Source organism: Blautia faecis, from assembly GCF_020554845.1.
Classification (GTDB): Bacteria; Bacillota; Clostridia; order Lachnospirales; family Lachnospiraceae; genus Blautia_A; species Blautia_A faecis.
On record NZ_JAJCIA010000014.1, the window covers coordinates 14,177 to 40,585 of the forward strand.

At 42.0% G+C, this 26,409-nt stretch carries 26 protein-coding genes and 4 pseudogenes; 20 read left to right on the forward strand and 10 right to left on the reverse strand.

From position 1 onward, the window contains the following. Positions 1 to 44 precede the first annotated feature (44 nt). Both pckA and LIZ66_RS08645 read left to right on the forward strand, forming a co-directional pair. Positions 45 to 1,649 carry a phosphoenolpyruvate carboxykinase (ATP) gene (gene pckA / locus LIZ66_RS08640; protein WP_148461930.1) on the forward strand — a complete coding sequence of 535 codons (1,605 nt, stop codon included), beginning with the start codon at positions 45 to 47 and terminating at the stop codon, positions 1,647 to 1,649. A 466-nt stretch (positions 1,650 to 2,115) separates the two neighbouring features. Beyond that, on the forward strand, positions 2,116 to 3,102 hold the full coding sequence (locus tag LIZ66_RS08645; RefSeq protein WP_118578494.1) for a DUF5688 family protein: 987 nt from the start codon (positions 2,116 to 2,118) through the stop codon (positions 3,100 to 3,102). A gap of 143 nt (positions 3,103 to 3,245) precedes the next feature. On the opposite strand, the gene LIZ66_RS08650 is transcribed toward LIZ66_RS08645, so the two are convergent. From LIZ66_RS08650 to LIZ66_RS19255, 3 genes are read right to left on the reverse strand one after another with little or no spacing between them, the layout of a single operon-like run. After that, positions 3,246 to 4,040, reverse strand: a complete 795-nt coding sequence (locus tag LIZ66_RS08650; RefSeq protein ID WP_118578495.1) for an ABC transporter ATP-binding protein — start codon at positions 4,038 to 4,040, stop codon at positions 3,246 to 3,248. Continuing rightward, a complete protein-coding gene (locus tag LIZ66_RS08655; RefSeq protein WP_118578496.1) occupies positions 4,033 to 4,959 on the reverse strand; it encodes an ABC transporter permease in 927 nt (308 codons plus the stop codon). The genes LIZ66_RS08650 and LIZ66_RS08655 overlap by 8 nt, the downstream gene beginning before the upstream one ends. Before the next feature lie 4 nt (positions 4,960 to 4,963). Then, the gene (locus LIZ66_RS19255) at positions 4,964 to 5,125 is read right to left on the reverse strand and encodes a DUF6783 domain-containing protein (RefSeq protein ID WP_306467811.1); all 162 of its coding nucleotides are present in this window, start codon (positions 5,123 to 5,125) and stop codon (positions 4,964 to 4,966) included. Between LIZ66_RS19255 and LIZ66_RS19260 the strand changes: the two genes are divergently transcribed. Next, complete coding sequence (locus LIZ66_RS19260) at positions 5,054 to 5,401, forward strand: DUF6783 domain-containing protein (RefSeq protein ID WP_306467812.1); 348 nt, start codon at positions 5,054 to 5,056, stop codon at positions 5,399 to 5,401. The two genes, LIZ66_RS19255 and LIZ66_RS19260, sit on opposite strands and share 72 nt — an antisense overlap. Before the next feature lie 112 nt (positions 5,402 to 5,513). Here the strand turns inward: LIZ66_RS19260 and LIZ66_RS08660 are convergent, their stop codons facing one another. Continuing rightward, positions 5,514 to 6,491 carry an ABC transporter substrate-binding protein gene (locus LIZ66_RS08660; RefSeq protein WP_173715881.1) on the reverse strand — a complete coding sequence of 326 codons (978 nt, stop codon included), beginning with the start codon at positions 6,489 to 6,491 and terminating at the stop codon, positions 5,514 to 5,516. 368 nt (positions 6,492 to 6,859) lie between these two features. On the opposite strand from LIZ66_RS08660, the pseudogene LIZ66_RS08665 reads away from it, so the two are divergent. Beyond that, positions 6,860 to 8,707: pseudogene (locus LIZ66_RS08665) on the forward strand (SrtB-anchored collagen-binding adhesin); the annotation flags it as partial. Here LIZ66_RS08665 and LIZ66_RS08670 read toward each other — a convergent pair. The 4 genes and pseudogenes from LIZ66_RS08670 to LIZ66_RS08685 form a co-directional block, all read right to left on the reverse strand. Beyond that, positions 8,707 to 9,642 (reverse strand): annotated as a pseudogene (locus tag LIZ66_RS08670) (FtsK/SpoIIIE domain-containing protein); the annotation flags it as partial. The pseudogenes LIZ66_RS08665 and LIZ66_RS08670 overlap by 1 nt on opposite strands. Positions 9,643 to 9,719: 77 nt before the next feature. Beyond that, the gene (locus LIZ66_RS08675) at positions 9,720 to 10,199 is read right to left on the reverse strand and encodes a hypothetical protein (RefSeq protein ID WP_195983098.1); all 480 of its coding nucleotides are present in this window, start codon (positions 10,197 to 10,199) and stop codon (positions 9,720 to 9,722) included. An 89-nt stretch (positions 10,200 to 10,288) separates the two neighbouring features. Beyond that, a complete protein-coding gene (locus tag LIZ66_RS08680) occupies positions 10,289 to 10,672 on the reverse strand; it encodes a YdcP family protein (RefSeq protein WP_195983099.1) in 384 nt (127 codons plus the stop codon). A 15-nt stretch (positions 10,673 to 10,687) separates the two neighbouring features. Then, positions 10,688 to 10,969 (reverse strand): annotated as a pseudogene (locus LIZ66_RS08685) (YdcP family protein); the annotation flags it as partial. Between LIZ66_RS08685 and mobT the strand changes: the two are divergent. The 10 genes from mobT to LIZ66_RS08730 all read left to right on the forward strand — a co-directional run bounded on the left by mobT (position 10,919) and on the right by LIZ66_RS08730 (position 16,981). After that, positions 10,919 to 12,112 (forward strand): MobT family relaxase, encoded by a 1,194-nt coding sequence (gene mobT / locus LIZ66_RS08690; protein WP_195983104.1) that lies wholly within the window; start codon positions 10,919 to 10,921, stop codon positions 12,110 to 12,112. The pseudogene LIZ66_RS08685 and the gene mobT sit on opposite strands and share 51 nt — an antisense overlap. 12 nt (positions 12,113 to 12,124) lie before the next feature. Next, complete coding sequence (locus LIZ66_RS08695) at positions 12,125 to 12,259, forward strand: DUF3789 domain-containing protein (protein WP_195983100.1); 135 nt, start codon at positions 12,125 to 12,127, stop codon at positions 12,257 to 12,259. Further along, positions 12,260 to 12,481: a hypothetical protein gene (locus LIZ66_RS08700; RefSeq protein ID WP_195983101.1), complete on the forward strand. Its 222-nt coding sequence runs from the start codon at positions 12,260 to 12,262 to the stop codon at positions 12,479 to 12,481. An 84-nt stretch (positions 12,482 to 12,565) separates the two neighbouring features. Further along, on the forward strand, positions 12,566 to 12,727 hold the full coding sequence (locus LIZ66_RS08705; RefSeq protein ID WP_022615845.1) for a DUF6440 family protein: 162 nt from the start codon (positions 12,566 to 12,568) through the stop codon (positions 12,725 to 12,727). A gap of 125 nt (positions 12,728 to 12,852) precedes the next feature. Continuing rightward, positions 12,853 to 13,128 carry a conjugal transfer protein gene (locus LIZ66_RS08710; RefSeq protein WP_226837645.1) on the forward strand — a complete coding sequence of 92 codons (276 nt, stop codon included), beginning with the start codon at positions 12,853 to 12,855 and terminating at the stop codon, positions 13,126 to 13,128. After that, positions 13,047 to 13,235: a hypothetical protein gene (locus LIZ66_RS20340; protein WP_442861028.1), complete on the forward strand. Its 189-nt coding sequence runs from the start codon at positions 13,047 to 13,049 to the stop codon at positions 13,233 to 13,235. The genes LIZ66_RS08710 and LIZ66_RS20340 overlap by 82 nt, the downstream gene beginning before the upstream one ends. Positions 13,236 to 13,656: 421 nt before the next feature. Further along, positions 13,657 to 13,779 carry a hypothetical protein gene (locus tag LIZ66_RS18560; protein WP_002323371.1) on the forward strand — a complete coding sequence of 41 codons (123 nt, stop codon included), beginning with the start codon at positions 13,657 to 13,659 and terminating at the stop codon, positions 13,777 to 13,779. Between the two features lie 79 nt (positions 13,780 to 13,858). Continuing rightward, the gene (locus LIZ66_RS08720; protein ID WP_227201019.1) at positions 13,859 to 15,487 is read left to right on the forward strand and encodes a recombinase family protein; all 1,629 of its coding nucleotides are present in this window, start codon (positions 13,859 to 13,861) and stop codon (positions 15,485 to 15,487) included. 51 nt (positions 15,488 to 15,538) lie between these two features. Beyond that, a complete protein-coding gene (locus tag LIZ66_RS08725) occupies positions 15,539 to 16,294 on the forward strand; it encodes an N-acetylmuramoyl-L-alanine amidase (protein ID WP_173718299.1) in 756 nt (251 codons plus the stop codon). A 90-nt stretch (positions 16,295 to 16,384) separates the two neighbouring features. Beyond that, complete coding sequence (locus LIZ66_RS08730; protein ID WP_330386275.1) at positions 16,385 to 16,981, forward strand: YdcF family protein; 597 nt, start codon at positions 16,385 to 16,387, stop codon at positions 16,979 to 16,981. 123 nt (positions 16,982 to 17,104) lie between these two features. On the opposite strand, the gene LIZ66_RS08735 is transcribed toward LIZ66_RS08730, so the two are convergent. Then, the gene (locus LIZ66_RS08735) at positions 17,105 to 18,391 is read right to left on the reverse strand and encodes an HlyC/CorC family transporter (protein ID WP_173715882.1); all 1,287 of its coding nucleotides are present in this window, start codon (positions 18,389 to 18,391) and stop codon (positions 17,105 to 17,107) included. A gap of 449 nt (positions 18,392 to 18,840) precedes the next feature. Next, a pseudogene (locus LIZ66_RS19265) lies at positions 18,841 to 19,002 on the reverse strand (DUF6783 domain-containing protein); the annotation flags it as partial. Between LIZ66_RS19265 and LIZ66_RS19270 the strand changes: the two are divergent. From LIZ66_RS19270 to secD, 6 genes are all read left to right on the forward strand, one after another. Then, positions 18,940 to 19,095: a DUF6783 domain-containing protein gene (locus LIZ66_RS19270; protein WP_313722043.1), complete on the forward strand. Its 156-nt coding sequence runs from the start codon at positions 18,940 to 18,942 to the stop codon at positions 19,093 to 19,095. The pseudogene LIZ66_RS19265 and the gene LIZ66_RS19270 sit on opposite strands and share 63 nt — an antisense overlap. A gap of 27 nt (positions 19,096 to 19,122) precedes the next feature. Continuing rightward, positions 19,123 to 21,255 (forward strand): prolipoprotein diacylglyceryl transferase, encoded by a 2,133-nt coding sequence (locus LIZ66_RS08740; protein ID WP_173771914.1) that lies wholly within the window; start codon positions 19,123 to 19,125, stop codon positions 21,253 to 21,255. 88 nt (positions 21,256 to 21,343) lie between these two features. Further along, the gene (locus tag LIZ66_RS08745) at positions 21,344 to 21,694 is read left to right on the forward strand and encodes a TIGR04086 family membrane protein (protein WP_118584282.1); all 351 of its coding nucleotides are present in this window, start codon (positions 21,344 to 21,346) and stop codon (positions 21,692 to 21,694) included. 128 nt (positions 21,695 to 21,822) lie between these two features. Further along, positions 21,823 to 21,963, forward strand: coding sequence for a six-cysteine ranthipeptide SCIFF (gene scfA, locus LIZ66_RS08750; RefSeq protein WP_021926839.1), 141 nt, complete (start codon positions 21,823 to 21,825; stop codon positions 21,961 to 21,963). A gap of 86 nt (positions 21,964 to 22,049) precedes the next feature. Further along, on the forward strand, positions 22,050 to 23,417 hold the full coding sequence (gene scfB, locus LIZ66_RS08755; RefSeq protein WP_173715884.1) for a thioether cross-link-forming SCIFF peptide maturase: 1,368 nt from the start codon (positions 22,050 to 22,052) through the stop codon (positions 23,415 to 23,417). A 73-nt stretch (positions 23,418 to 23,490) separates the two neighbouring features. Beyond that, positions 23,491 to 25,917, forward strand: a complete 2,427-nt coding sequence (gene secD / locus LIZ66_RS08760; RefSeq protein ID WP_173769922.1) for a protein translocase subunit SecD — start codon at positions 23,491 to 23,493, stop codon at positions 25,915 to 25,917. The last annotated feature ends 492 nt before the right edge of the window (positions 25,918 to 26,409 follow it).

Here is a 26,409-nt window from a genome sequence, read left to right on the forward strand (position 1 = left end):
TTCGCAGATGAATTCCATTTTAGAGAAAAGAGGTTAAGTGTAAGATGGCAAAAATCGATTTAACAAAGTATGGTATTACCGGAACTACAGAAATTGTTTACAACCCCTCTTATGAAATGTTATTTGAAGAGGAGACCAAACCAGGTCTTGAGGGCTTTGAAAAAGGACGGGTCAGCGAGCTTGGCGCTGTTAACGTTATGACAGGTATTTATACCGGACGTTCTCCTAAAGACAAATATATCGTAATGGATGAGAATTCTAAAGACACCGTATGGTGGACATCTGACGAATATAAGAATGATAACCATCCTGCATCACAGGAAGCATGGGAAGCAGTGAAAGAGATCGCTAAGAAAGAGCTCTCCGACAAGAGACTTTTCGTAGTTGATGCATTCTGCGGTGCTAACAAAGATACCCGTATGGCAATCCGTTTCATCGTTGAGGTTGCTTGGCAGGCACACTTTGTAACAAACATGTTCATCCAGCCTACAGAAGAAGAACTGAAAGACTTCGAGCCAGATTTCGTTGTTTACAACGCTTCCAAGGCTAAAGTAGAGAACTACAAAGAATTAGGTCTTAACTCTGAGACAGCTGTAATGTTCAATATTACAAGCCGCGAGCAGGTTATTGTCAATACATGGTATGGCGGAGAGATGAAGAAAGGTATGTTCTCCATGATGAACTACTATCTACCGCTTAAGGGCATCGCTTCCATGCACTGCTCTGCAAATACAGATATGAATGGTGAGAACACCGCTATCTTCTTCGGCCTTTCAGGAACAGGTAAGACTACACTTTCCACAGATCCTAAGAGACTCCTTATCGGTGACGATGAGCACGGCTGGGACGACAACGGAGTGTTCAACTTCGAGGGCGGTTGCTATGCTAAGGTTATCAACCTTGACAAGGATTCTGAGCCGGATATTTACAATGCAATCAAGAGAAATGCTCTTCTTGAGAACGTTACACTTGACGCAGAAGGAAAGATTGATTTCGCTGATAAGAGCGTTACAGAGAACACTCGTGTATCTTATCCGATCAACCACATTGAGAAAATCGTTCGCCCGATTTCTTCCGCACCGGCTGCTAAGAATGTTATCTTCCTTTCCGCAGATGCATTCGGAGTACTTCCTCCAGTATCTATCCTGACACCAGAGCAGACTCAGTACTACTTCCTGTCTGGATTCACAGCTAAACTTGCTGGTACAGAGCGTGGAATCACAGAGCCTACACCTACATTCTCAGCTTGCTTCGGACAGGCATTCCTTGAACTGCATCCGACAAAATACGCTGAAGAGCTGGTTAAGAAAATGGAGAAGAGCGGAGCAAAAGCATACCTGGTTAATACAGGATGGAATGGAACCGGAAAACGTATCTCCATCAAAGATACTCGTGGTATTATCGATGCAATCCTCAGCGGCGCTATCTTAACAGCACCGACTAAGAAGATTCCATTCTTTAACTTTGAGGTTCCTACAGAGCTTACAGGCGTTGACACAGGTATCCTTGATCCTCGTGACACATACGCTGATGCTTCTGAGTGGGAAGTTAAAGCAAAAGATCTTGCAGATCGTTTCGTTAAGAACTTCAAGAAATATGAAGGAAATGCAGCTGGTAAAGCACTTGTTGCAGCTGGTCCTCAGGCATAATCATTTAAGATTATTTATGGGTCTGCCGTATTTACGGCAGGCCCTTTGTTGTTTATACTGGCAATATTTATAAAATGTTTTCTGTGAATGAAGAAAACAACCACCACAGCTTGTTGCTATTCACGTCCCGCGAGGCGTTTTTTTGGTGAACAAAGTTTAAAGCAAATACGAGAATTACAGCGCGAAATCATGTGAACATGATTTCTGTGCATCGCGAAGCGTGCTGCTGTGAAGGTCGTGAACAGTAATAACAGCTTTTATTGCAAGGGAAAATTGTCGATAGAAAATCCTTTACAAACACATTCATATCTTATATACTATCCATACAGCAACTCAAATGGAAGCCTTATCTATTTCTAAATATCTGCTTCCATCTTTTATTTCAAATACGGATCATTTGCAGTGCACAGCAAGGTCAGTATTCGTTAGGGCATTTCGCCCGTTTTTATCAAGAAAGGAATTATATATGAGCAGAGAGTATGAGGTATTTGTGGAGAGTCTGCGCCAATCTCTAATGGAACGGCTTGGACTTAATGAGAAACAGATTTACTTTGAAGAACGGGACGAAAATGGCATGACACCAAACGGCGACCGGCTGTTTGTAGAGTGCAATGCGTCTTCAGTGGGAAAAGAAGTCTGCGGAATTCACACGGAAGAGCTTTTTGAGGACTATGAGGATGGTGTTTCACTGGAACAGATTGCAAAAACAGTGGAAAGTGAAATACGTAAATTAAAAACAGCTGGATTTTTTGAGAAAACCAAAAATCTGAATAACTACGAAAAGGTGAAAAATGATCTTTTTATCCGGGCACTTAATGTAGAACGCCATGAACGGGAACTGTCGAAGGCAGTATACCGTGTAGTGGGCGATATTGCACTTGTGCTATACATGCAGGTGGGAAATTTGGATGGCCGGATCAGCAGCATGAAAATACGCACGGATAACATAAAAGAATGGGGAAAGGATGAAAAGACAGTTTTTGACGCAGCTCTTCTAAACACGTATTTTATTTCGCCGCCCAGAATTTTTTATTGGGAAAAACTGGTCTACAATCCAGATTATGATGGAGAATGCTTCATGGATCTGAACCATGAATTCTATCTGACAAGGGACAGCATCGGAAGCTGTCTGAGCACTGCAAGAAGGACAAACGGAGCCGTTGCAATATTCTTGCCAGGCGTGGCCAAAAGGCTTGCAGATCTGATGGATGCAGATTTCTATATGGTTTTTACGAGCATTCATGAGGTGATGATCCACAACGCTGATCATTCCTATCCGGAGGATCTTGAAAATGTTTTGAGAGAAACTTTGCGGGAGGCAACTCCGGAAGAAGATTTTCTCACGGACAAAATATACAGATATTGTAGAGAGACCGGAGATTTTCTGATGTATAAAGGCACCGTATTTATTGATTTAAACAAGTTGAAATCTGACAGTGAAGAGAACGGATAAACAGATAGAAACAAGTGTAGTTACGTCATTTTCGGACTTTTTGTACAATGGGTGTTTTCGGCAGAAATTTTGATTGCAAAAAAGAACTGCAGTCAGACTGTAAACCAATCTGCTGCAGTTTCTAAAAACCAAATTATGAATTTCTATCCGAGAATTGCGGAGTCGTTGGAGAACTCTTCTCCGCTGGCTTCCTCAAATTTATCAAGAAGCTGTTTTACGGTAAGCTTTTTCTTTTCTTCTCCTTGGATATCAAGAATGATTTTTCCGTTCATCATCATGATCAGGCGGTTGCCGTGAGCAATGGCGTCCTTCATGTTATGTGTGATCATCAGTGTAGTAAGGTGATCGCGGTTGACAATCCTGTCTGTGATATCCAGCACCTTGGCAGCTGTTTTGGGGTCAAGGGCTGCGGTATGCTCATCAAGAAGGAGAAGCTTTGGCTTCTGAAGGGTTGCCATGAGAAGCGTAAGTGCCTGTCTCTGACCTCCGGAAAGAAGACCCACCTTAGAGGTAAGACGATCTTCAAGACCAAGATTCAGAATCTTCAGAAGCTCTTTGTACTCTTCTCGTTCGGCTTTTGTAATACCAGAACGAAGAAATCTTGTTTTTCCGCGGCGTTTTGCAAGGGCAAGATTTTCTTCAATACCCATGGTAGCAGCAGTTCCGGTCATGGGATCCTGGAATACACGTCCCAGATAAGCTGCTCGCTTGTACTCGGAAAGTTTGGTGACATCTGTTCCGTCAATGATGATCTGTCCCTCGTCTACTGGCCATACACCGGCAACTGCGTTCAGCATTGTGGATTTTCCGGCACCGTTGCCGCCGATGACAGTAACAAAGTCGCCTTCATTTAATTTCAGGGAAAGTCCGTTCAGAGCCACCTTTTCGTTGATGGTTCCTGGATTAAAGGTTTTATATATGTTTTTGATCTCAAGCATTGTTCTTACCTCCGCGTTTTGCTGGTTTTGCGAAATATTTTCCCTTCCAGTAAGGTACTGCCAGGAATACAGCTACTACAAGTGCAGACAGCATTTTCAGAAGGTCAGTGTCGATACCCATCCAGATAACAGTCTGGAGAACCAGATAGTAGAGAATGGAACCAAATGCTACGGCCAGAAGACGGAGCGCGAAATTGCGGAAAATACGGCTGAAAATCGCTTCGCCGATAATAACAGCAGCAAGTCCGATTACGATAGCACCACGTCCCATATTGACGTCTGCAAATCCCTGATACTGTGCAAGCAAGGCGCTGGAAAGAGCAACAAGTCCGTTGGAAATCATAAGTCCAAGTACTTTGCAAAAATCAGTGTTGATACCCTGTGCACGGGACATGTTTGGATTGCATCCGGTAGCCCGGAGGGAACATCCAAGCTCTGTTCCGAAAAACCAGTAAAGAACTGCGATGATCACAACAATAAATAAAGCGACGATAAGAATTGTGTTCTGAGTGATCGGTACATTTTTTATACGGCGTAAGGAAATCAGGATCGGGTATTTATCAACGTTGATAGCCTGGTTTGCTTTTCCCATGATTTTCAGGTTAACAGAGTACAGGGAAAGCTGTGTCAGGATTCCAGCAAGGATGGCCGGGATTCCCATAAAGGTATGGAAAATACCGGTAACAAGACCAGCTGTCATACCAGCCAAAGTGGCAACTAAAAGAGATACCCATACGTTATGTCCGCTGGTCATCATCATGACGCAGACAGCACCTCCGGTACACATGGTACCGTCTACGGTCAGATCGGCGATGTCAAGGACACGGAATGTAAGATATACGCCAATAGCCATAATACCCCAGATCAGACCCTGGGCAGCGGCACCCGGAAGTGCCATGATTAAGTTTGCAATTTGCATGTCTTTATCCTCCTGCATGCGTGATTTGTTTGCTGGAGCGTGTTTGAAAAAACATTTTCGCAATTTGTACGCCCCACTGTGCGGTATATTTTGCCTGAATTCGGTTGTCGTAGCCCGTTACGACGACCTCACCCGGACAAAATCTCCCACAAATTGTGACACACATCTTGCAGAAAGCCTTTTACAAATACACTCTGGTGTTCACTGTGTGAACATCAACATTTGTTTTGTGGACAAATGTTTGAAAAAGACAGTTACTGGAATCTTTATAGTGTTTTGTATGTGGAGTAACTGGCTTTTTGTTATTTGCGTAAACAGAAATATTCATTTTGGAAGAAATGCTATTTTATGCATAATTATGCATAAAATATACTTAAAAATACATTCCTTCAGAAACGACACAAACAGCGAGAGAGGCTTCCCTTCCCGCTGTCTGTGTTGATTACTGTCAGAGTCTTTTGACAAGCTCTAAAAGCAACTGAATGTCTAAATTAACTGTCAAACAAATATGAAAATTTTTATTGTGCATTACTGCATATGTTATAAACCAGTAATTATTCTGCGTCAGCACCGATTGCAACATAGTCATCCGGAACTTCAATTCCCAGCTCAGCACAGATGTCTGCATTGTATTCTTTTGTGAAGTTTGGTGCATATTCGATTGGCATTGTAGAGATATCTTCACCATCTTTCAGAATTTTAACTGCCATTTCACCAGTTGCTTTTCCAAGATCATAGTAGCTGATGGAAAGTGTAGCAACACCGCATCCGGAGCAGATTCCTTCTTCACCTGCGATTACCGGAACCTTTGCCGGAAGGCAGATGTTGTTGATCAGCTCTGTGTTGGAAGCTGCTGTGTTATCGGTAGGAACATAGATAACGTCACTGTCTGCAACTGCATTTGTTACAACAGAAGAAATATCGTTGGAGTCAGAGAATGCGTAATATTCGCAAGTGTATCCAAGATCTTCAAGAGCTGCCTTCACCGTATCAACCTGATACTGGGAGTTTGGTTCTGCGGAGCAGTACAGAAGTCCTACAGTCTTAGCATCCGGGAAAAGTTCATTCAGCATTGCTGCCTGCTGGTCGAGAGGAGCAAGGTCTGAAGTACCGGAAATGTTGCCGCCTACAGTACCATCAAAATCTGTAAGGTCAAGAGCTACGCCATACTCTGTAACTGCAGTTCCAAGAATCGGGATATCGCTTGTTCCGGCAGCTGCTGCCTGAAGAGAAGCAGTAGCATTTGCAAGGATAAGGTCTACGTTACTGGATACGAAATTGTTGATGATCGTACTACATGTTGCGGAATCACCCTGTGCATTCTGCTCATCAAATGTTACGTTTTCTTCGCCAAGACCTTCTTTTACTGCATCTTCAAATCCCTGTGTTGCTGCATCCAGTGCTTCGTGCTGAACTAACTGGCAGATACCAATGTTGTATGTTTTCTGCTCTTCAGCGTGTACGGTTACTGTACCTGCAAGACCTGCTACCATAGCTCCGGTCAGAATTACTGACAAAACCTTTCTTTTCATATTTTATTTCCTCCTTAAAAAGTGTTTTCGTGTTTTAAAGTGCTTTTTCTGCTTTAAAGTATTGCCTGCACAAAATAATACCGCTTTAAAGCGTAAAAGTCAAGTCGCTTTTGTAATTTTTTCACATATCCTAATAGAGAAATAGTATTTGAAAAGGAAATTTTGACATGCCATATTCTATTATGATTGACGCCGGGCATGGAGGTTGTAGATAACGCAAGTGATGAAAACAACGAAAATACAAGGAGAAAGGCAACTGTTGTACCTATTAAAATAGAATATGTGTGAGAGGACAAGCCTTTCAATAATGTAGACGTTCAGAAATGAGCGTCTATTTTTATACCCAAAATGAAAGGAGCATTAGATTTATGAAAAAGATGTTAAAACGATTGTGTACGGGCTTCTTAGCTCTTGCAACTGTCGTTACTGCTTTACCGACTACACCCGTTCATGCAGAAAGTAAGCAATACTGGACGGAAAGTGCAGAGCGTGTCGGTATCATTGAAAAAGTAATGAATGACGGTTCTATCGGTTCGACATTCAATGAGGGCTATATGAAAGTCGAGGGCGAAACTGCCTATTGTATCGACATCAACACAGATTTTAAGAATGGCTACAAGACCAGAGCTGACGCAAGCTCACGCATGAGTGCCGACCAGATTTCAGATGTGGCGTTATCCTTAGAGTATGTCAAACAGTATGGCGAAGCTCACAAGGAACTGAACTACAAGCAAGTCTATCTGCTGGAACAATGTGTCGTCTGGCAGAGATTGAGCGTACATCTTGGCTGGCAATGTGATAACGTGCGAGCTTCTTATGATGAAATTCCAAAGGCAACGCAGGACGAAGTTTTCGCTGGTGCAAAAGCCTTTGTCAAAGAGAATAAAGGACGCTATGAATGTGGCGGTTATATCTACTCTGGCGAGGGGCAGGAATTGGGACAATTTTGGGCGAAGCTGAATGTCGGAAATGCAAAACTGCAAAAGGTTTCCAGTAATACCAGCATTACAGACGGTAACGGGAATTACTCTGTCGCTGGTGCGACATACGGTGTCTTTGCTGATAAGGACTGCACGAAACAGCTTGCCACCCTTACGACTGATGAAAACGGAAATACAGATGTTGCAGAGGTAAAGGCTGGCACAGTCTATATCAAGGAACTTTCTGCACCAGCAGGATATAAAGTAGATAAAACTGTATATTCCTTAAAGGTTGAAGCTGGAAAAACAGCGACCTTGAACGTATCAGATACACCGAAAGTAACAGACACTTTGATTGAGCTTTTCAAGATTGATATGGAAACACAGAAAGACAATCCGCAAGGGAACGTTTCTCTAGCAGGTGCAGAATTTACATGGAAGTATTATGCAGGCTTCTATAACAAAGACAATCTCCCTGCCGAAGCTACTCGTACATGGGTTACAAAGACAATCGCTGAAACAGACAGCGACGGGACAACCCACTACATCACAAAATTAGTGGACGCATACAAGGTATCTGGCGACAGCTTCTATATGCAGGACGGTAAAGCGGTTCTTCCACTTGGAACACTAACCGTTGAGGAAACAAAAGCTCCCAACGGCTACTTGTTAGAGGGTCCATATATGCAGGCTGGCGATAAGTCCGAACAGATTAAGGGCTTATATGTAACACAGATTGCCGAGGATGGCGACCTTGCCGTACTATCTGGAAGTAACCAGTTTTCCGTATTAGACAAGGTTATCCGTGGCGGTGTGAAAATTCAGAAACGAGATTTAGAAACGGGCGATACAAAGCCACAAGGAAGTGCCACATTAAAAGATACTGCTTTTGACATCATTTCCTTAAATGATAATTCTGTATTGGTTGAGGGTAAGCTATACAAGAAAAATGAAGTGGTAAAGACAATCCGTACCGATATTGAGGGTATCGCTTCTACTTCTTCTGACCTCTTACCTTATGGAAAATTCCGTATCGTTGAGAGTGAAGCTCCAAACGGATATTTGACAGACGGAGCAAAACCGATTGATTTTACAATCACAGAAAATGGAAAAATCGTGGACTTAACCGACAAAGCCCATTCTATCTACAATCAGATTAAGCGTGGGGATATTGAGGGCGTAAAAATCGGTGCAGGCACACACAATCGTCTTGCTGATGTTCCCTTTAGGATCACAAGCAAGACGACGGGCGAAAATCATGTAGTGGTAACTGATGATAACGGGCAATTCTCCACTTGCCGTCCTAACATAACGATTTTCTTTAACTGGCTAAGTAGGCTCACGCTTTCTTTCGTCCCCAGCATTTCAAAAAATGCCACATATTCATCAAAGATAAGAAAGCAGGGTGGCAGTCCCAGATATGCGTAGTTTTCGCCCGTCTTATAGTTCGGGTGTTGCTTCATTTCCTCACTTCGCTGTACCATGCCCTCATAAAAGGCATTGACGCAATCAATCATTTCTTCTTTGGTGTGGTACACATTTCCCATAACTGTCCCTAAGTCTGCAAGGTCAGCGTTCTTCGGGTCTAAGATGTAAAGGACAGCGTTGGTATGCAGTAGGGCTTCAATGAGTGTCAGCAGAAAATAGGTTTTACCGCCACCCGTTCCACCAGCGATAAGGGCGTGAGGAAGTGCGTCATATTCCCAGATAAGATTTTTCATCAGCTTTAGACAGCCGTTTTCTGCCCGTACTTCATCAATGGTAATGCGGTTCGCTATCATATCATAAAGCAGGGTATATTCGATATAGCCGTCATGCAGGGTCTTGTCGGTCAGCTCACAATACAAGCCACTTTCCAATTTATCCTCTAACCGTAAAAGCTGGTCTTGATATTTTCCTAATGTGATTTCACAGCGGATATGAAGCAGTCCCTTTTCCATTTGATAATAAATCTTTGGAAACCAGACGATTTTTTCCCTTGATCTGCTTTGCAGGTCAGTAAAAAAAACGCTGTCTTGTACGGTATCGGCTTCATACCACTTATTTTCCAGTACCATTCGTGCCAGCTTTTGACGGTGCAGGAGCTTCTTGAAACTATCGTAACAGAAGCGGTAATACAGAAAAGCGACCAATGCACAAACACCAGTCGCTATCAGTATGGTTATGAAGTTGTAAGGGGAAAGCGTCAAGCCGTTCTCTAACAAGCTGAAATGCTCCCAATCGGTACGCATAAATCAATCACTCCTTTCTGGGTATGAAAAAAGCAGTTAATCCTAAGACTAACTGCTTATAAAATAAAAATCATCATTTATTTTGATTTCTTCATATTTTTGTAACCATCATCTAAAGCTGTTATGCTTTCAAATATTGCTAGTGATAACGTAAAGCCTAATGCAAGTTCAGCAACATTTGCAGTTGTAAAAAAAACTTGAATTATTGAAATGATAGTCAACCCAACATAGTAAATACCTTTTGTAAATGTCATAACTCCTTTCAAATAATCCGAATTAAAAAAAATCATGTGAAGTGCAATAAGTAGTGGAATGAGTATATAAAGAGCAAGAAAAATAGATAATTCCTTAATTATTATACCTATCAGCATCAAAATACTCCCCCATTTAAATATTTCTGTTATTATCCATCGAATTATCAACATTTTTGCATTATTTTCATACTTGACTGCATATTTCTCATTTTCTTGATACCTATACTTTGATAAACGCACACACAAAAATGCTATTCCTAGAGATAATAACGCTTCTAATGTTTGAATAATTTCACTACTCATAAAAGATACCTCCGCAAAGTGTATTATTATTCTTAAAACGGATTATAACTTTCTTTTATCACCTATACAATATTTTTTTGCTAATATAATTATTTCTTCGGCTGTCCCTGCGGTACATGGTTCTGTGGACTGCCTGCGTTTTGGTTGCTTTTATTCTTCAATACAATATCCTCTGCTTTTACATACCAGTCCACATCTGCACCCGTATAGGTTTTTCGTGATACAGTATCGGCTACGGGATTGACAAGTTCCACGACTGCATTGTACGGAAATTCCCTTAACGGTACTTCTGGCGGTACAGACACGGGGATAATTCCACCATGCAGACTGCACTTCAAATCATAGATACGCTTTTTAAGCTGGCTATTCGGTGTCCCGTCCTCGTTCTGCAAGAACACATCACGCACCGCTGTAAATTTTAATTCTCCAAATGTTTTCTCTTTGTCAATAACAAACCCGTTTGATAATCTCATAAATTCTTCACTCCTTTACTTTTCTTCAACTGCTACAATATCATCAGCAACTAACACATAATCGGTATGTCCCATATCCCCGATTGCATAACCTCTGCCGTATAACTTCGGATTGACAAGTTTTACTTTCTGCTCATACTTGAAATGCTTTTCGCCAGCCTGCACGGGAATTTCTACCACAACATTTTCGCCTTTCTGTACGTCAGAATAAAGGTTATAGCTTCGTCTGGCTAAGACCCTGCGGTTATTTTTATCTCTTTCAAAGACTGGCTCGCTTTCGCCTGCAAATTCAAGAGTTACGGTATCTCACAAGGCAGGCTGGCGGTGGCTTCTGGTATCACAAGAGAATATCTCAATAAGATAGAAAGCGGAAAAATGAAGCCGTCAAAAGAACTTCTGGAAACTCTGCATAAAGAACTGGCAAGGTTCAATCCAGAAGCACCGCTTACCATGCTGTTTGATTATGTGAAAATTCGTTTTCCCACGCTGGATATACAGCACATCATCAAAGATATATTAAAACTGAATATCAATTATATGCTCCATGAAGATTACGGACATTACAGTTATACGGAGCATTATTCATTAGGGGACATCTTTATCTATACGTCAGCTGACGAAGAAAAAGGTGTCCTTTTAGAGTTAAAGGGGCGTGGTTGCAGGCAGTTTGAAAGTTACCTGCTGGCACAACAAAGAAGCTGGTATGACTTTCTCATGGACGCACTCGTAGACGGTGGTGTGATGAAGCGTATCGACCTTGCTATCAACGACCATACGGGCATTTTGGATATTCCAGAGCTTGCAGAAAAATGCAGGAAACGGGAATATATCGGAAAGTCCAGAAGCTACAAGTTTTATCAGTCGGGCGAGCTTATAAAGCACAGAGAGGACGACAGAGAATATATGGGACGTACCCTTTATCTTGGGTCGCTGAAATCAGATGTGTATTTTTGTATCTATGAAAAGGACTATGAGCAGTACGTCAAGCTGGGTACACCGCTTGATGAAGCCGACATTATCAACCGTTTTGAGATACGGCTTCGTAATGAACGTGCTTATTATGCAGTACGAGATTTGCTGACCTATTATGACGCAGAACAGACCGCATTTTCTATCATCAATCAGTATGTGCGGTTTGTTGATGAAGAACCAGACAAGCGAAAAAATGACTGGAAGCTCAATGACCGCTGGGCTTGGTTTATCGGCGATAACAGACAGAGCTTGAAGCTGACGACAAAGCCAGAGCCTTACACCTTAGACCGTACATTGCGGTGGGTACAACGGCAGGTAGCACCGACCTTGAAAATGCTGAAAAAGATTGATAAAGGAAACGGTACAGACTACATGGAAACAATCGAACAGCAGGCAAAGCTCACAGAAAAACATGAAATGATAATCAAACAGCAGACGACCCCTGCAAAAGATTTAGTAGAAAGTTAGGAGTGATGAAAAATGTGGATATTATTAAAAGACTTCCTGCTGGTATCTAAGGGAATGGGTATCGGCATAGTCTTGATGTGTATTTTGAATGTCGGCAAAGAAGCTGACTATGAAATGAAACAATTAGAAGAAAGCGAGGACAATTAAATGAATTTCGGACAAAATTTATGCACTTGGTTTTTAAGCAATGCACAAAGCTTAGTGCTTATGGCGATTGTGGTTATCGGTATCTACTTAGGGTTCAAGCGTGAGTTTTCAAAGCTCATTGGCTTCTTGGTAGTTGCATTGATTGCTGTCGGTTTGGTGTTCAACGCTGGCGGTGTGAAAGATGTACTGTTAGAGCTATTCAATAAAATTATCGGTGCTTAAAATTTTATTGTGGTGCTGATATGAGAATGGTATAATATGGATATGAAGAAAACGGCAAATTAGAATTTTTAAGGAGGAATACTTATGGATCGTTTTAAGAAGATTTATCAACAAGGTACGATTGATGTAGTGGAAATTTGGGTTGATACACAAACAGGTGTAAATTATGTTTTCCATAGGAACGGAAATGCAGCGGGATTTACACCATTACTTGATAAAGACGGCAAACCAGTAGTAAGTCAATAGTGCTACAATTCCCAGTTTGACAATTTCATATCCATACACACAAAGCAGTTAGTCTTAGGATTGACTGCTTTTTTCTTACCTACATTTCAGATTGGAGTGATGAAATGAACGATATTTTTTAGGATATGCAGGCAAAAGTCGGCTGTGAATACATTTCCGACCTGCCCTCTTACAAGCGTAAGGCGTGGCAGGAAATGAAACGACTGAACCCTGCCTACTATGAAGAAAGACAGTTAGAAGATTTTTCAAAGTATGTGTTTGGTATGTCGTACCAAACCTTAAAAGATGTGATGAAACAACAGAAAGGACGTGAGGAACAATGCAGGAAACAAGGGTGCTGGTGGAAACGAAAGGAACAACTGGCGAAGAAACAATATCATACTGGTTCGACCTGCCGATAGATGTTGCCGAGTTTGAAGAAAAGTTATCTTTAAAGGGACTTATCAGAGAAGCACTTATTAAAATGATTTTAGGGTTTGATATTGCCTTAGAAATCGAAGAAGAATAACAAGCAATAACCGCAGAGCATGATTTGTTCAATCCCCTCTTTCTTGCTCTGCCCATGCTTTAACATGAAAGCAACACGCTTTCGCCACAGCTCTTTGACAACTGAATAAAGCAGACAGATACGTTTGTGAGATAGCGAGCCACGGGGACTGTACGCCACGACCTTTTCAAAAGAAAGCGAGCGACCCACGCAGTGATCCGAGAGCGACTGTTGGAAAAGTCGTTTTGCCACGACCTATCCTCACAGAATAATGATACGTCCGCATGGTGCGGTTTTGCCCACAGGAATGGGAATAGTTGAGATACTAATGGAGCTTTCCAAAGCCGTCTGTCTGCTTCTGTAACATTGTGAAAAATACGCATATTGGATAAGCCTATGTGCGTATGTTGAGAATAGATAGCTGACTAAGGGGGCTGATAACTTGGCTAAAAAAGAACCTGCACAATATATCGTAGAACGGGAATTTTTAGGTAAATTTTCCGTAGAGGAATTGCTTGTCCGTATCGTGAAATCTCATGTAAAAAAAGGACTATCAAGAGGGTAAAACCCTTGAAAACAATGGAAAGAAGCCGTACTTTATGATATAATATTATCATAGGTACGGCAGTTGAATAGGTGGAAAAATGCTTTATCAAAAAGGTTCAAACTTATTTAACGTAGCTATTTATATCAGATTATCACGAGAGGACGGAGATAAGGAAGAAAGCGATAGTGTAGGAAATCAGAGAAAACTTTTAACAGAATATGTGAATAAGCATGATGACTTTATCTTATATGATGTTTATATTGATGACGGTTTTACGGGAACGAATTTTAATAGACCAGACTTCCATAGAATGATTGCTGACATTGAAGATAACAAGGTAAATTGTGTTGTTGTAAAAGACCTTTCCCGTTTCGGACGAGATTACATTGATACGGGGCGATATTTGGAAAGAATATTTCCAGAGCTTAATGTTCGTTTTATTTCTGTAACAGATAATATTGATAGTATGAAGCAGGCATACGATATGTTACTTCCTATTAAAAATATATTCAACGAACAGTATGCCAGAGATATTTCTAATAAAGTTCAAGCGACTGTAAAATCAAAGCAGAAAGCAGGAGAATTTATCGGAGCTTTTACAAGCTATGGTTATAAGAAATCTCCTGCAAATAAAAATAAACTTGTGATTGATGAATATGCGTCCGAAGTTGTAAAAAGAGTATTTACTATGTATGCACAAGGAATAGGGAAACAAAGCATTGCAAAAATACTAAATGCAGAGGGTATCCTTTGTCCGTCGGAATATAAAAAGCTCAATGGAGAAAATTACAAAAATTGTAATCGGTTAGAAAAAACTTCTTATTGGACTTATTCTACAATTAAAGTGATGTTGCAAAATGAGATTTATATTGGAAACATGGTACAAGGAAAGAAACATCAACGTATGAGAAGCAAACAGCGTCTAGTTGAGAAAGAAAACTGGATAAGGGTTGAAAATACACATGAACCGATTATAGACCGTCAACTGTGGGATAAGGTACAAAAACTGCTGACAAAAAAGCATAGGGATATTGATTTAGAAACAGATAAAAATATCTTTGCAGGTTTTATTAAGTGTGGCGATTGTGGTCGGGCAATGATGAAAAATTTCTGGCGACGTGCTGACGGAAGTAAGTCCTATTCATTCTATTGTGGAACTTACAAAAGAAGCGGAAAAGATTATTGCACTCCGCACACGCTCCCGTTTCAAGTATTGAATGATATTGTGCTGGGAGATTTAAAACAGATTATCCGCAATGTAGAGAACTTGCAGGAACTTGTAAAATCACAATCTTTCACAGCAACAAAAATCAGAAAATCAACAGACATAGAACTGATAAAGTTAAAAGCAGAGCTTGAAAGAGTGAAGAAGTTGAAAAAGTCAATTTATGAAGATTACAAAGACGAACTGATTTCTAAAGAAGAATTTCTTTCTTATCGAGAGGACTATCAACAAAAAGAAACGCTTTACTCCAAACAGATTGAAACGCTGGAAGAAAAGAAAAAGGAAAGTGTAACAGAAGATGTTTTTGAAACACCGTGGTTAAGGCGGTTGTTGGAACTGAAAGACATTGAAGAATTAGACAGAGATATTATTGTGGAAATGATAGACCAGATAACAGTTTATGAAAACCGCAAACTTAAAATCTCATACAACTTCGGAAATGAGCTGGAACATTTATTTTCAAGCGTTTACTGTGAGGACTTGGAGAAAAAGGCTATCTAATCTCAATACATTTCTAACTCCCCATATATACTGGGGAATACATATCAAAATTTGCGTAAACTACAATCAGCACATGGCGGCAACGACCCGGGAGCGGTATATAAAGGGCGCAGAGAGAAAGATGACAATTTTGCTCTGGCTATGGAGGTTGGAAGAATTCTGTCTGAAAACGGAGTTGATGTTTTATATACAAGAACTACAGATGATTACATTTCTCCTTTTGAGCGGGCAAGGCTGGCAAATGAGGCAAAAGTGGATTTTTTTATCTCTTTTCACAGGAACAGCAGCCCTGAGGTGAATCAGTATAATGGTGTAGAAGTGCTGGTTTATGATAAAAACGGAATTAAGTATGAAATGGCACAGAATATTGTAGGTGCTCTGGGCGAATTGGGATTCCGTGAAATTGGAGTTCAGGCAAGACCGGGCCTTGTTGTGCTGCGAAAAACAAAAATGCCGGCGTTGCTTATTGAAACCGGATTTTTAAATTCTGACAAAGATAATCAGCTTTATGATGAAAAAAATGCTGAGATCGCGCAGGCTATTGCCGGGGCGATTCTTGGAACTCTGGATCAGCAGCAGGGTGAAGAACCTTTGTATTACCGTGTACAGACTGGAGCTTTTCGCAAACGGGAAAATGCGGATCGAATGCTTTACTTGCTTCAGGAAAAAGGTTATCCGGCATATATTTTGCAGGATGGAGAACTTTATAAGGTTCAGGTAGGTGCATTTTTACAGCTGGATAATGCTATCCGTATGGAACAGAAATTGCGGGAGGATGGGTACTGTACGTTGATTGTGACGAAGTGAAAAGAAAGTAGAAAAAAGCAGGAAAAAAAGTTATAATGGAAAATCATAAGTGCAGGGGAAAGTCCTCTGGCAGAAAGAAGGAACAAAAGCGTGAATTATAATGAATTTATGAAAAATGTGGAGGAGTTTGTTTTTGCCGAGAGCCAGCCGGAAAAAGCAGATATCATTTTCGTGCCGGGAAATGGTTTCCCGGATATGGCAGAAAAAGCAGCTTCTTTATATAGAGAAGGATATGCCCCCTATATTTTGCCAAGCGGAAGATACAGTATTACACTTGGCAAATTTGCAGGTGTGCAGTCAAAAAAAGAAATATATGGTGGAGATTATGAGACGGAATGGGAATTCCTGAAAAATGTACTTTTGAAAAACGGAGTTCCGGAAGAGGCTATTCTGAGAGAGGATCAGGCTACCTTTACCTATGAAAATGCAATTTTTTCCAGGCAGGTGACAGACCTTCACAAAATTCAGGTGAAAAAAGCGATTCTGTGCTGCAAAACTTACCATGCCAGAAGATCATTGATGTATTATCAGCTTTTATATCCGGAGACGGTAATTATGGTATGTCCGGCCTGCCCGGATGGAATTACCAGGGAGAACTGGAGAGAAACAGAAACTGGTGTGGAGGCTGTTACCGGCGAAATAGACAGGATTGTCAAGCAGTTTTGTTTAATGCTGGGAAATCGGTGAGATAAGAAAAATCCGAATGATCCGCTTTGGAAACATTCGGATTTTTACAATTGAAATCTACCGGAAATACCGGCATTTGCAGGCTTGCAGATTATGAAAAAATCAGCAGTATGACAGATTCATTTATGCGTCAGCAGCTTCTGGATTTTCTTTATGCTCTGGCAGCCAGATATGCACCAGTTCAATACGGTTCTTATCCAGTTCATCTACAACAAGATGCATGCCGTCTTCCAAAGTGACAGATTCGCCCTCGCGTGGGAGGCAGTCAAGCTGTTCAATAATATATCCGCCTACAGAATCGTAGTCCTCTGATTCAAGTTTGGTACCCAGTGCTTCGTTGACATCATCCAGTTTGGCAGAACCAAGAACTTCATACTCCCGGCCAGGCTGAATCTCACGGATCGGTTCTTCCTCATCTTCGTCATATTCATCACGGATTTCACCTACGATTTCCTCCAAAAGATCCTCAAGAGTGACAAGACCGGCAGTGGAGCCGTATTCGTCGAGAACGATTGCAAGGTTTACGGAAGCTTTTCTCATTTCCATCATAAGATCTGTGGTACGCTTATATTCATAAGTGAAATAAGGCTCACGGAGAATCTTACGGATAGAAAACGGTTCATTTTCCGGATAGAGAAGAAGATCTTTAATATTGATAATTCCAATCACATTGTCTGTGTTATCCTCATAAACAGGAAAACGGGTGTGCATATCTTCTTTGAAAATATCCATAAGTTCCTGATAAGTGGAATCCACGTCAATAAAAGTCATGTCAATTCTGGGAATCATTACATCTTTGGCAGCAGAATCACCGAAATCAAACACATTGTAGATCATCTGCTTTTCTTCCCGCTCAATAACACCGTTTTCCTGCCCTACATTTACCATAGAACGAAGCTCATGTTCTGTGATGGTGTCTTTCTTCGCATTGGGGTCAACACGAAGGAGAAAAAGAATGCCGTTAGCCAGTTTTCCCACAATGTAAATAACCGGGGTCAGTACTGTCATAAGCGCATATATAGGTCTGGCATAGGTGAGCGCCAGATCATCCGCTTTCAGTGTGGCAATGGTCTTCGGGGTGATCTCGCCAAACAGAAGTACCAGCAATGTCATAACGCCGGTAGCCACGCCGATATACATGCTTCCAAATACTTTCATGGTAAAAGTGGTAGCAAGGGAAGAGGCTGCAATGTTTACAATGTTGTTTCCGATTAAAATTGTACTGAGCATTTTTCCAGAATTGGAAATTATTTTCTCCAGGATAATGGCTCGCTTGTTTCCCTGTTCAGCCAGGGAATGGATCCGAATGCGGTTGGCAGCCGTCATGGATGTCTCCGCAGAGGAAAAGAAGGCGGACAACAGCACCAGAATCAGTATGGTGACCGCCTGTATAGGAACACTTGAATCCAAACTATATTCACTCCTTTTTTTATGTATTAAAAAGAATATACATGATTCAGGCTTAAAATGCAAGGAAAAAGCATTTGAATTGTTACTGTTCCTGGTAACGTTCCGCGAGGTGTTTTTTTGTGAACAAAGTTCACAGAAAACCTGAAAATTAAGTTTGCGCAGCAAACGCTACTTCTTGTGCTTGTCACAAGAAGGTTCGTTTTTCTGTGCATCGCGAAGCGCGTTACTGGTCACGGAATGAACAGTACTTTGAGTTTATGGATTGCGAAAAGTAACGAAAAAAGTGGAATTAGGGGTGTCGAAAAAAGAAGAACTGTGTTATAATTCAGTTCGGTAAAAAAATAAATTATTACAAAATATTTACAAAAGAGTAAAGATTTGATATAGTGTAGGTTAAGGGCTGAATAACTACTGTGAATCACAGTGTGAAAATTCACCTGTTTATAATTTTAGATTGATTTTGGACAGTTGTACTGCCTTTGGATTATATAGATTTTATGATTGATGTGGATTTGGCTAGAGCGTGTTTGAAAAAGGCTTTCTGCAAGATGTGCGTCACAATTTGTGGGAGATTTCGCTCGGATGAGGGCGCCGTAGCGGGCTACGGCAACCGAATTCGGGTGAAATCTCCCGCAAAGTGGGGCGTGCAGATTGCGGGAATGATTTTTCAAACAGGCTCTAGGGATGTGGGCAGTTACATTTAATATACATATTACGACAGAGGTGCCAGGATGAAAAAGAAGAAAAACGTTATGTACAGAAAAAGCGTATCATTACTTGCGGCAGCTGCGATGACAGCAGTACTTATGACTGGACAGGTTTATCCAGTAGCTGCATGGGGGCAGAATACAGAGACCAGACTTGAGAAATCCAGTCTGATTCCGGATAATATCACAATCGATCAGCCAGTTGCTCTTTCGGAAGTGGCATTGCCCAAGAGTGATTATGGAACGCTTTCCTGGGCAGATGATTCATATATACCGGATAAAAGAGTGCAGACCTGCGAAGTAGTATTTAAACCAGCAGCAGACGTGGATCTTTCTTATATTTCCGGATGGGATTCTGAGAAAAAAGTTGTGAAAGGTAAGATCACAGTTGTTGTCAGCAGCATAGAAGAGAGTTCTGAAGATCAGCCTTCTGATACTGCTGCAGATGTGGAAACAGGTGATGAGAGCAGTGAAGCATCTGTCCCGGATGACACAACTTCTGACAATAAAGATACAGATATAAAATCTGATGATGAGGCAGTTCCAGGTGAGAATCAGCAGAATGATTCAGAAACTTCAGGAAAGACAGAAGATCAGACTGAGAATGCGGAAAACAAGCAGAACAGTGAAGCAGATAAAAAAGAAGAAACCATCGAGAGCACTCCTGCTTCTAATGAAGCAAAATCTGAAGACAACACCGAAGCTGCTGCGGGAATTACAACCCCGGCAGAAAAAACAGAAGTAGCGGCTCCTGCAATGGAAGAAACTGTAGATTTTGAAGATATTCAGGAGGAAGCAGCAGAAGAGTCAAAAGCTGATACAAGTTCAGATACAGCTGCAGAAGAGTCAAAAGCTGATACAGGTTCAGATACAGCCGCAGATAGCATAGAGAGTACAAATTCTGATAATGTGCAGACCGCAGATTCTTCAGATGATACTGGAAAACTGAACGAAACTTTTGGTGAGGTGATGCCTGGTGCTACCATTCTTGATGGTACAGGGGATTCTGGAAAAAATGAGAACACAGAAGAGAAAAAAGATACCACAGATACAACAGACACCACGGATGTAAAAGACACAACAGACCCTACAGAGGATGACCAGAAAAATATATTTGATAATCCTCTTGACTTTACCACAGCGGATACAAGACCGGCAACTGCTGAGGACGATCTCACAGAAGAAGAGCAGGCTGCAAGGGCTGCTCAGAATCATAGTTGTGAGGGAATTTCTGTATCAGGCATAGATCTTCCCTGGTATGTCCAGTTCCAGGTGACCAGTGGTGAAAATTACGAATTTAAAAATGAAGATAATGCTACGATCTTCCAATCCTATGAATTTAAATTATGGGATCTGAAGAATAATACAGAGTATGAAATTCCGGATGGACAGTATGTAAGCGTAACGATTCCTGTCAAAGAAGGATATAAATATTCGATTGAGCATCTTCTTGATAATGGTGCGACAGAGACCATTATTCCCAGTGTAAACGGAAGCACCATGGTATTCAGCACACATTCTTTCAGCCCGTTTGGAATTGCAGGTTTTCGTCCAATCGTAGGAGAGGACATTGCAAATGGAGCGTATGGCGATGGAAGTACACCAACTCCTACACCTACTGTGACGATCAGTGGAACACCTACCCCGTCTCCATCTGTGACCGGAGCTGGTACGAATGGAACAAATGGATCCGGAACGGGTAAAACGGATAGCAATAGCGGAAATGAAACTGGTGGAAATACAGGTGATTCAAATGGAATCAGCAATGGAAATACAAATGGCTCTTCCAATGGGACTTCAGGAACCGGAAATGGTGGTTCTTCATCTGGTACCGGAAGCTCTGACGGCAGTGACAATTCCGGAACCAGCAATACACCAGGTGTGGCATCTGATGGAACTATAAATTCTGGCACAACAGATGGCAGTTCTTCAAATGGAACAGGTTCCAGTACAAATGCGGGACAGACTGCAGGAAACACTACAGGCAACACTGCAGGAAATACGGCTGCTACCTCAAACGGAAATAACGGTCAGAGTCAGACCTCAAATGCAGTAAAAACTGGTGACAACACCATGATCCTTCCCTTTGTGATCCTTGTGATCGCTGCAGCCGCTGTGATCATTATTGTGATTATTGTCCGCAAAAAGAAAAGATAAAGCAGACAGGATAATTAAAACGGACATTCATAATCCATGAATAACGAAGCCAGCCCTTCCATATATTACATATGGGAGGGCTGTTTTTATGAAAGTAAAAGTCATTTTAAAATCTTTACTTTTTTCCTATGCAGTTACCGGAGCGTTTCTTTTGCTTCTGGCATTCCTTTTATTCCAGTTTGACCTGGGAGAAAAGCCTGTGTCAGCAGGAATTGTAGCTGTGTATATTTTGTCCTGTTTTTCAGGAGGCTTCATGTCAGGAAAAATTCTGCGCAAAGATAAGTATTTATGGGGAATTCTGGTAGGGGCTTTTTACTATTTGCTTTTGATTACAGTATCTTTTGTAGTGCAGGGAAAATGGGAAATGAGTCTGGTACATGCAGTAACTACTTTTTTTATGTGTCTGGGTGGTGGTGCTCTTGGTGGGATGTTGTCTTAGAGCGTGTTTGAGAAATCATTCCCGCATTTTTTGAAAAGATTCGCACTCTGTCCAATAAAAAATGCTTTAAAAATAAAAAAAAATATGATATACTAGGCAAAGATTATATACATAAGGAGGCTAATACTATGCAGCATATCAAAACATTAAATACAAAGAACCTGCAGAACACTGTAAAGAAAGGCGGCTGCGGCGAGTGCCAGACATCATGTCAGTCCGCATGCAAGACATCCTGTACAGTAGGAAACCAGAGCTGCGAGAACAAATAAGTCGGGCAACTGGAAACGTATGTAAGCAGCGGTGTAAAAGCCGCTGCTTATTCATGCAATAGGAAAGAATGAAAGGATATACTAACATGAGTCTGATTCACCGTTATCAGAACAATGGCTACAACATCGTGCTGGACATCAACAGCGGATGTATCCATGTTGTGGATGAAGTGACCTACGAAGTACTTCCTTATATGGAAGAAGGTCTGGACACAGCTGCCATTGTAGGAAAACTGGGAGATCAGTTTTCAGAAGAAGATATTAAGACATCAGTGGCAGAGTGTGAGAAGCTGAAAGCCGATGGCATGCTTTTCACCAGAGATGTATATGAGAATGCTATTGATACATTTACCAAGAACCGTCAGACAGTGGTAAAAGCGCTCTGTCTGCACATCGCCCATGATTGTAACCTTGCCTGTCGCTACTGCTTTGCAGAAGAAGGAGAGTACCACGGAAGACGAGCTCTCATGTCTTTTGAGGTAGGGAAGAAGGCACTGGATTTCCTGATCGCTAATTCAGGCTCCAGACACAATCTGGAGGTGGATTTCTTTGGCGGCGAGCCGCTTATGAACTGGCAGGTTGTTAAGGACCTGGTAGCATACGGCCGTGAGCAGGAGAAAATCCACAATAAAAAATTCCGTTTTACCCTTACTACCAACGGTGTTCTGCTGAACGATGAGGTAATGGAATTCTGCAACAAAGAGATGGGAAATGTGGTCCTCAGTATTGATGGCCGTAAGGAAGTTCACGATTTTATGCGCCCATTCCGCAAAGGGGCAGGAAGCTATGATCTGATTCTTCCGAAGTTTCAGAAATTTGCAGAGTCCCGTAACCAGGACAAGTATTATGTAAGAGGAACCTTCACTCATCATAATCTTGATTTCTCCCAGGATGTTCTTCATCTTGCAGACCTTGGATTCAAGCAGATTTCTGTAGAGCCTGTAGTGGCAGATCCATCTGAGGAGTACGCACTTCGGGAGGAAGACCTGCCGAAGATCATGGAAGAATACGACCTTCTTGCGAAAGAGATGATAAAACGCGAGAAAGAAGGCAAAGGTTTTAATTTCTTCCATTTCATGATCGACCTTACCGGTGGCCCTTGTGTATACAAGAGACTTTCCGGATGCGGAAGCGGCACAGAATATCTTGCCGTAACTCCATGGGGGGATTTCTACCCATGCCACCAGTTTGTTGGGGAAGAAGAATATCTGATGGGAAATGTGGATGAAGGGATTACGAGACCTGACATCCAGAAGGATTTCGGATGCTGCAATGTTTACACCAAGCCAGCCTGCAAGGATTGTTTTGCAAGATTCTACTGCAGTGGCGGATGCGCAGCAAACGGATATCATGCCCATAAGGATATCAGAAGCAATTATGAAATCGGATGCGAGCTCCAGAGGAAGCGTGTGGAGTGCGCCATCATGATAAAAGCTGCACTGGCAGAAGACTGATAGCACTTCGCCAGCTGCGAAGATTTCTGTCAGTCCCTGCTTTTGCGAAAAACAAAAAAGAAGGGACAGAACAATGAAAAAATCAAGAGGTATCTTAGTCCTGATCCTGACTGCCATCGTTACCGTGTTCTTCTGCTATACGGCTGCTGTAGGCATTGGCCCTACAGGAACCGGTGCTATGAAGAATATCAAGACCGGACTTGATCTGGCTGGTGGTGTCAGCATTACATATCAGGCAAAGGACAGTAACCCAAGCAGTGAAGACATGAGTGATACTGTGTACAAGCTGCAGAAACGTGTTGAGCAGTACAGTACAGAGGCTCAGGTATATCAGGAAGGATCTGACCGTATCAATGTAGAGATTCCTGGTGTAACAGATGCAAATGCTATTCTGGAAGAACTTGGCCAGCCAGGTTCCCTGTGCTTTATCACACAGCAGGATGAGGATGGAAACGCAAATTTCCAGGCAGATTCCAGCAGCGAGACCGGATACTCTCTGGCAAGAAGTCTTGACGAGATCCGTGCAGCCGGCTCTGTGGTTTTGGAAGGTACAGATGTGGCAGATGCTACAGGCGGTGCAATCCAGCAGCAGAATTCCAGCAGCAGAGAGTACGTGGTAGATCTGACTCTTACAGACGAGGGAAAAACAAAATTCGCAGAGGCAACTCAGAACAATGTTGGAAAACAGATCGCGATTATCTATGACAACGGCGTATTAAGCGCTCCAAGAGTAAATGAAGCCATCACAGGCGGTAAGGCACAGATCAGTGGTATGGAAAGTGTTGAGAGAGCACAGGAGCTTGCTTCCTATATCCGTATCGGATCCCTGAGCCTTGAACTGACAGAGCTTCGTTCCAGCGTTGTAGCTGCACAGCTCGGTGAAGAAGCAATCTCCACCAGCCTTATTGCAGGTCTGATCGGTCTGATCATCGTAATTCTGTTTATGATCATCGCTTACCGTGTACCTGGTGCAGTTGCAGGCCTTTCCCTGATTTTCTACACAGCGACCATTCTGCTTACCTTAAATGCATTTGACATTACCCTTACGCTTCCGGGTATTGCAGGTATCATCCTTGGCATTGGTATGGCAGTAGATGCGAATGTTATTATTTATGCACGTATCCGTGAGGAAATCGGTACAGGCTCTACCGTAAGATCCGCGATCAAAGCTGGTTTCTCCAAGGCTTTTTCCGCAATCTTTGACGGAAACATCACAACCCTGATCGCAGCATTCGTTCTGATGTGGCTGGGTACTGGTTCTGTTAAAGGATTTGCATATACACTGGCACTTGGTATTGTGATTTCCATGTTTACAGCTCTGGTATTTTCCAGACTTGTGATCAATGCATTATATGCAGTTGGCGTTCGCGATGAGAAATTCTATGGAAAGACTGAAGAGAAGAAAGTCATTAACTTTGTTGGAAAGAGAAGATTATGCTTCACCCTTTCCATTATCCTAATCCTTGCCGGACCAGCCACTATGCTGATCCACAAGGCTACAGGCGGAAAAGCCCTGAACTACAGCCTTGAGTTTTCAGGTGGTACTTCTACCAATGTCACCTTTAACGAAGATATGGACATTAAGACCATTGATTCTGAGGTTACACCTGTAGTGGAAGAGGTTACAGGAGATAAGAATGTACAGCCTACTAAGGTTGTTGGAACAAATCAGGTTATCATCAAGACACGTTCCCTGAATCTTGACGAACGTGAGGCACTGAATAAGGCACTTGTTGACAAGTTTGGTGTAGATGAATCTCTGATCCAGGCAGAGAGTATTTCCTCCACTGTCAGCAACGAAATGAGAAGAGATGCTGTAGTAGCCGTTTTTGTTGCCACTATTTTCATGCTTCTTTACATCTGGTTCCGTTTCAAGGATATCCGTTTTGCAGGCAGCGCAGTACTTGCACTTCTTCATGATGTTCTTGTTGTCCTTACATTCTATGCGATTTCCAGAATTTCCGTAGGAAATACTTTTATCGCTTGTATGTTGACTATCGTTGGTTATTCTATCAACGCCACGATCGTTATCTTCGACCGTATCCGTGAGAATCTTCACGGAAGCAAGCGCGTAGATGAGCTCGAAGAAGTGGTAAATAAGAGTATTACACAGACACTTACCAGAAGTATTTATACTTCCCTTACTACCTTTATCATGGTAGCTGTTCTTTATATCATGGGTGTATCTTCCATCCGTGAGTTCGCAGCTCCGCTGATGGTTGGTATTATCTGCGGTGCTTATTCTTCTGTATGCATTACCGGAGCCCTCTGGCTGGTAATGAAAAAGAAAATTGGCGGCGGACAGGCTCAGACTGTAAAAGCTACAGCTGGTGCTGCTCCGGTTAAACAGTCTGTTTCAAGTGCAAAGGCACCAAGTGCTCCAGCTGCAAATGGACAGACCCAGCCGAAGAAGAAAAATCGTAAGAGAGTTCAGGAGCGTCTTGCAGCCCAGGAGGCGGCTAAGAATACTGAGAATGGTTCTTCTGAGGAAGACAGATAATTAAATAAACTTAAGCCAGGACAGGTGGAAACATCTGTCCTGGCTTGCTTTTTATGTAAAATTCTATTACTATTTAGTGGGTTGAAAAGTTCTTTAGGAGGGACGCATTTGGACAATGTGTATTACTCACTCGCCGGCGCAACGCTCCGATGAACTAATCGCTAACTGCGACTAATGCGTTCGGGAGAGCCCTCACGCATAAGTCTCCGTAAGCGCTGGATTTCATCTGCGCTAAAAACGCGCCTGAAATGGCTCGCTGGAGTAATACACATTGCCCAAATGCTGTGTACTGGCTGGGACTGATGTTATATAAGAACTTTTTACGAAGGGGGAGGATGAGTGACTGGCTTCCCTATACTTTTTTGACAACGATAGATTGACAAAAAATAATAAAGTTGCGGGATACCAATTACTTCCCCCACCCTCGTTGTTGTCGTTACTGTTTCTTTCTTCCCTTTCCAGCATCCAGCGATTTTGCAATGTATATTCGCA

What these genes read in the sequence shown, in the direction of transcription:
- pckA (WP_148461930.1), top strand. Translation starts at nt 45, where the DNA reads ATGGCAAAAATCGATTTAACAAAGTATGGTATTACCGGAACTACAGAA.
- LIZ66_RS08645 (WP_118578494.1), top strand. Translation starts at nt 2,116, where the DNA reads ATGAGCAGAGAGTATGAGGTATTTGTGGAGAGTCTGCGCCAATCTCTA.
- LIZ66_RS08650 (WP_118578495.1), bottom strand. Translation starts at nt 4,040, where the DNA reads ATGCTTGAGATCAAAAACATATATAAAACCTTTAATCCAGGAACCATC.
- LIZ66_RS08655 (WP_118578496.1), bottom strand. Translation starts at nt 4,959, where the DNA reads ATGCAAATTGCAAACTTAATCATGGCACTTCCGGGTGCCGCTGCCCAG.
- LIZ66_RS19255 (WP_306467811.1), bottom strand. Translation starts at nt 5,125, where the DNA reads ATGTGTGTCACAATTTGTGGGAGATTTTGTCCGGGTGAGGTCGTCGTA.
- LIZ66_RS08660 (WP_173715881.1), bottom strand. Translation starts at nt 6,491, where the DNA reads ATGAAAAGAAAGGTTTTGTCAGTAATTCTGACCGGAGCTATGGTAGCA.
- LIZ66_RS08675 (WP_195983098.1), bottom strand. Translation starts at nt 10,199, where the DNA reads ATGAGTAGTGAAATTATTCAAACATTAGAAGCGTTATTATCTCTAGGA.
- LIZ66_RS08680 (WP_195983099.1), bottom strand. Translation starts at nt 10,672, where the DNA reads ATGAGATTATCAAACGGGTTTGTTATTGACAAAGAGAAAACATTTGGA.
- LIZ66_RS08695 (WP_195983100.1), top strand. Translation starts at nt 12,125, where the DNA reads ATGTGGATATTATTAAAAGACTTCCTGCTGGTATCTAAGGGAATGGGT.
- LIZ66_RS08700 (WP_195983101.1), top strand. Translation starts at nt 12,260, where the DNA reads ATGAATTTCGGACAAAATTTATGCACTTGGTTTTTAAGCAATGCACAA.
- LIZ66_RS08705 (WP_022615845.1), top strand. Translation starts at nt 12,566, where the DNA reads ATGGATCGTTTTAAGAAGATTTATCAACAAGGTACGATTGATGTAGTG.
- LIZ66_RS08710 (WP_226837645.1), top strand. Translation starts at nt 12,853, where the DNA reads ATGCAGGCAAAAGTCGGCTGTGAATACATTTCCGACCTGCCCTCTTAC.
- LIZ66_RS20340 (WP_442861028.1), top strand. Translation starts at nt 13,047, where the DNA reads ATGCAGGAAACAAGGGTGCTGGTGGAAACGAAAGGAACAACTGGCGAA.
- LIZ66_RS08720 (WP_227201019.1), top strand. Translation starts at nt 13,859, where the DNA reads ATGCTTTATCAAAAAGGTTCAAACTTATTTAACGTAGCTATTTATATC.
- LIZ66_RS19270 (WP_313722043.1), top strand. Translation starts at nt 18,940, where the DNA reads ATGTGCGTCACAATTTGTGGGAGATTTCGCTCGGATGAGGGCGCCGTA.
- LIZ66_RS08740 (WP_173771914.1), top strand. Translation starts at nt 19,123, where the DNA reads ATGAAAAAGAAGAAAAACGTTATGTACAGAAAAAGCGTATCATTACTT.
- LIZ66_RS08745 (WP_118584282.1), top strand. Translation starts at nt 21,344, where the DNA reads ATGAAAGTAAAAGTCATTTTAAAATCTTTACTTTTTTCCTATGCAGTT.
- scfA (WP_021926839.1), top strand. Translation starts at nt 21,823, where the DNA reads ATGCAGCATATCAAAACATTAAATACAAAGAACCTGCAGAACACTGTA.
- scfB (WP_173715884.1), top strand. Translation starts at nt 22,050, where the DNA reads ATGAGTCTGATTCACCGTTATCAGAACAATGGCTACAACATCGTGCTG.
- secD (WP_173769922.1), top strand. Translation starts at nt 23,491, where the DNA reads ATGAAAAAATCAAGAGGTATCTTAGTCCTGATCCTGACTGCCATCGTT.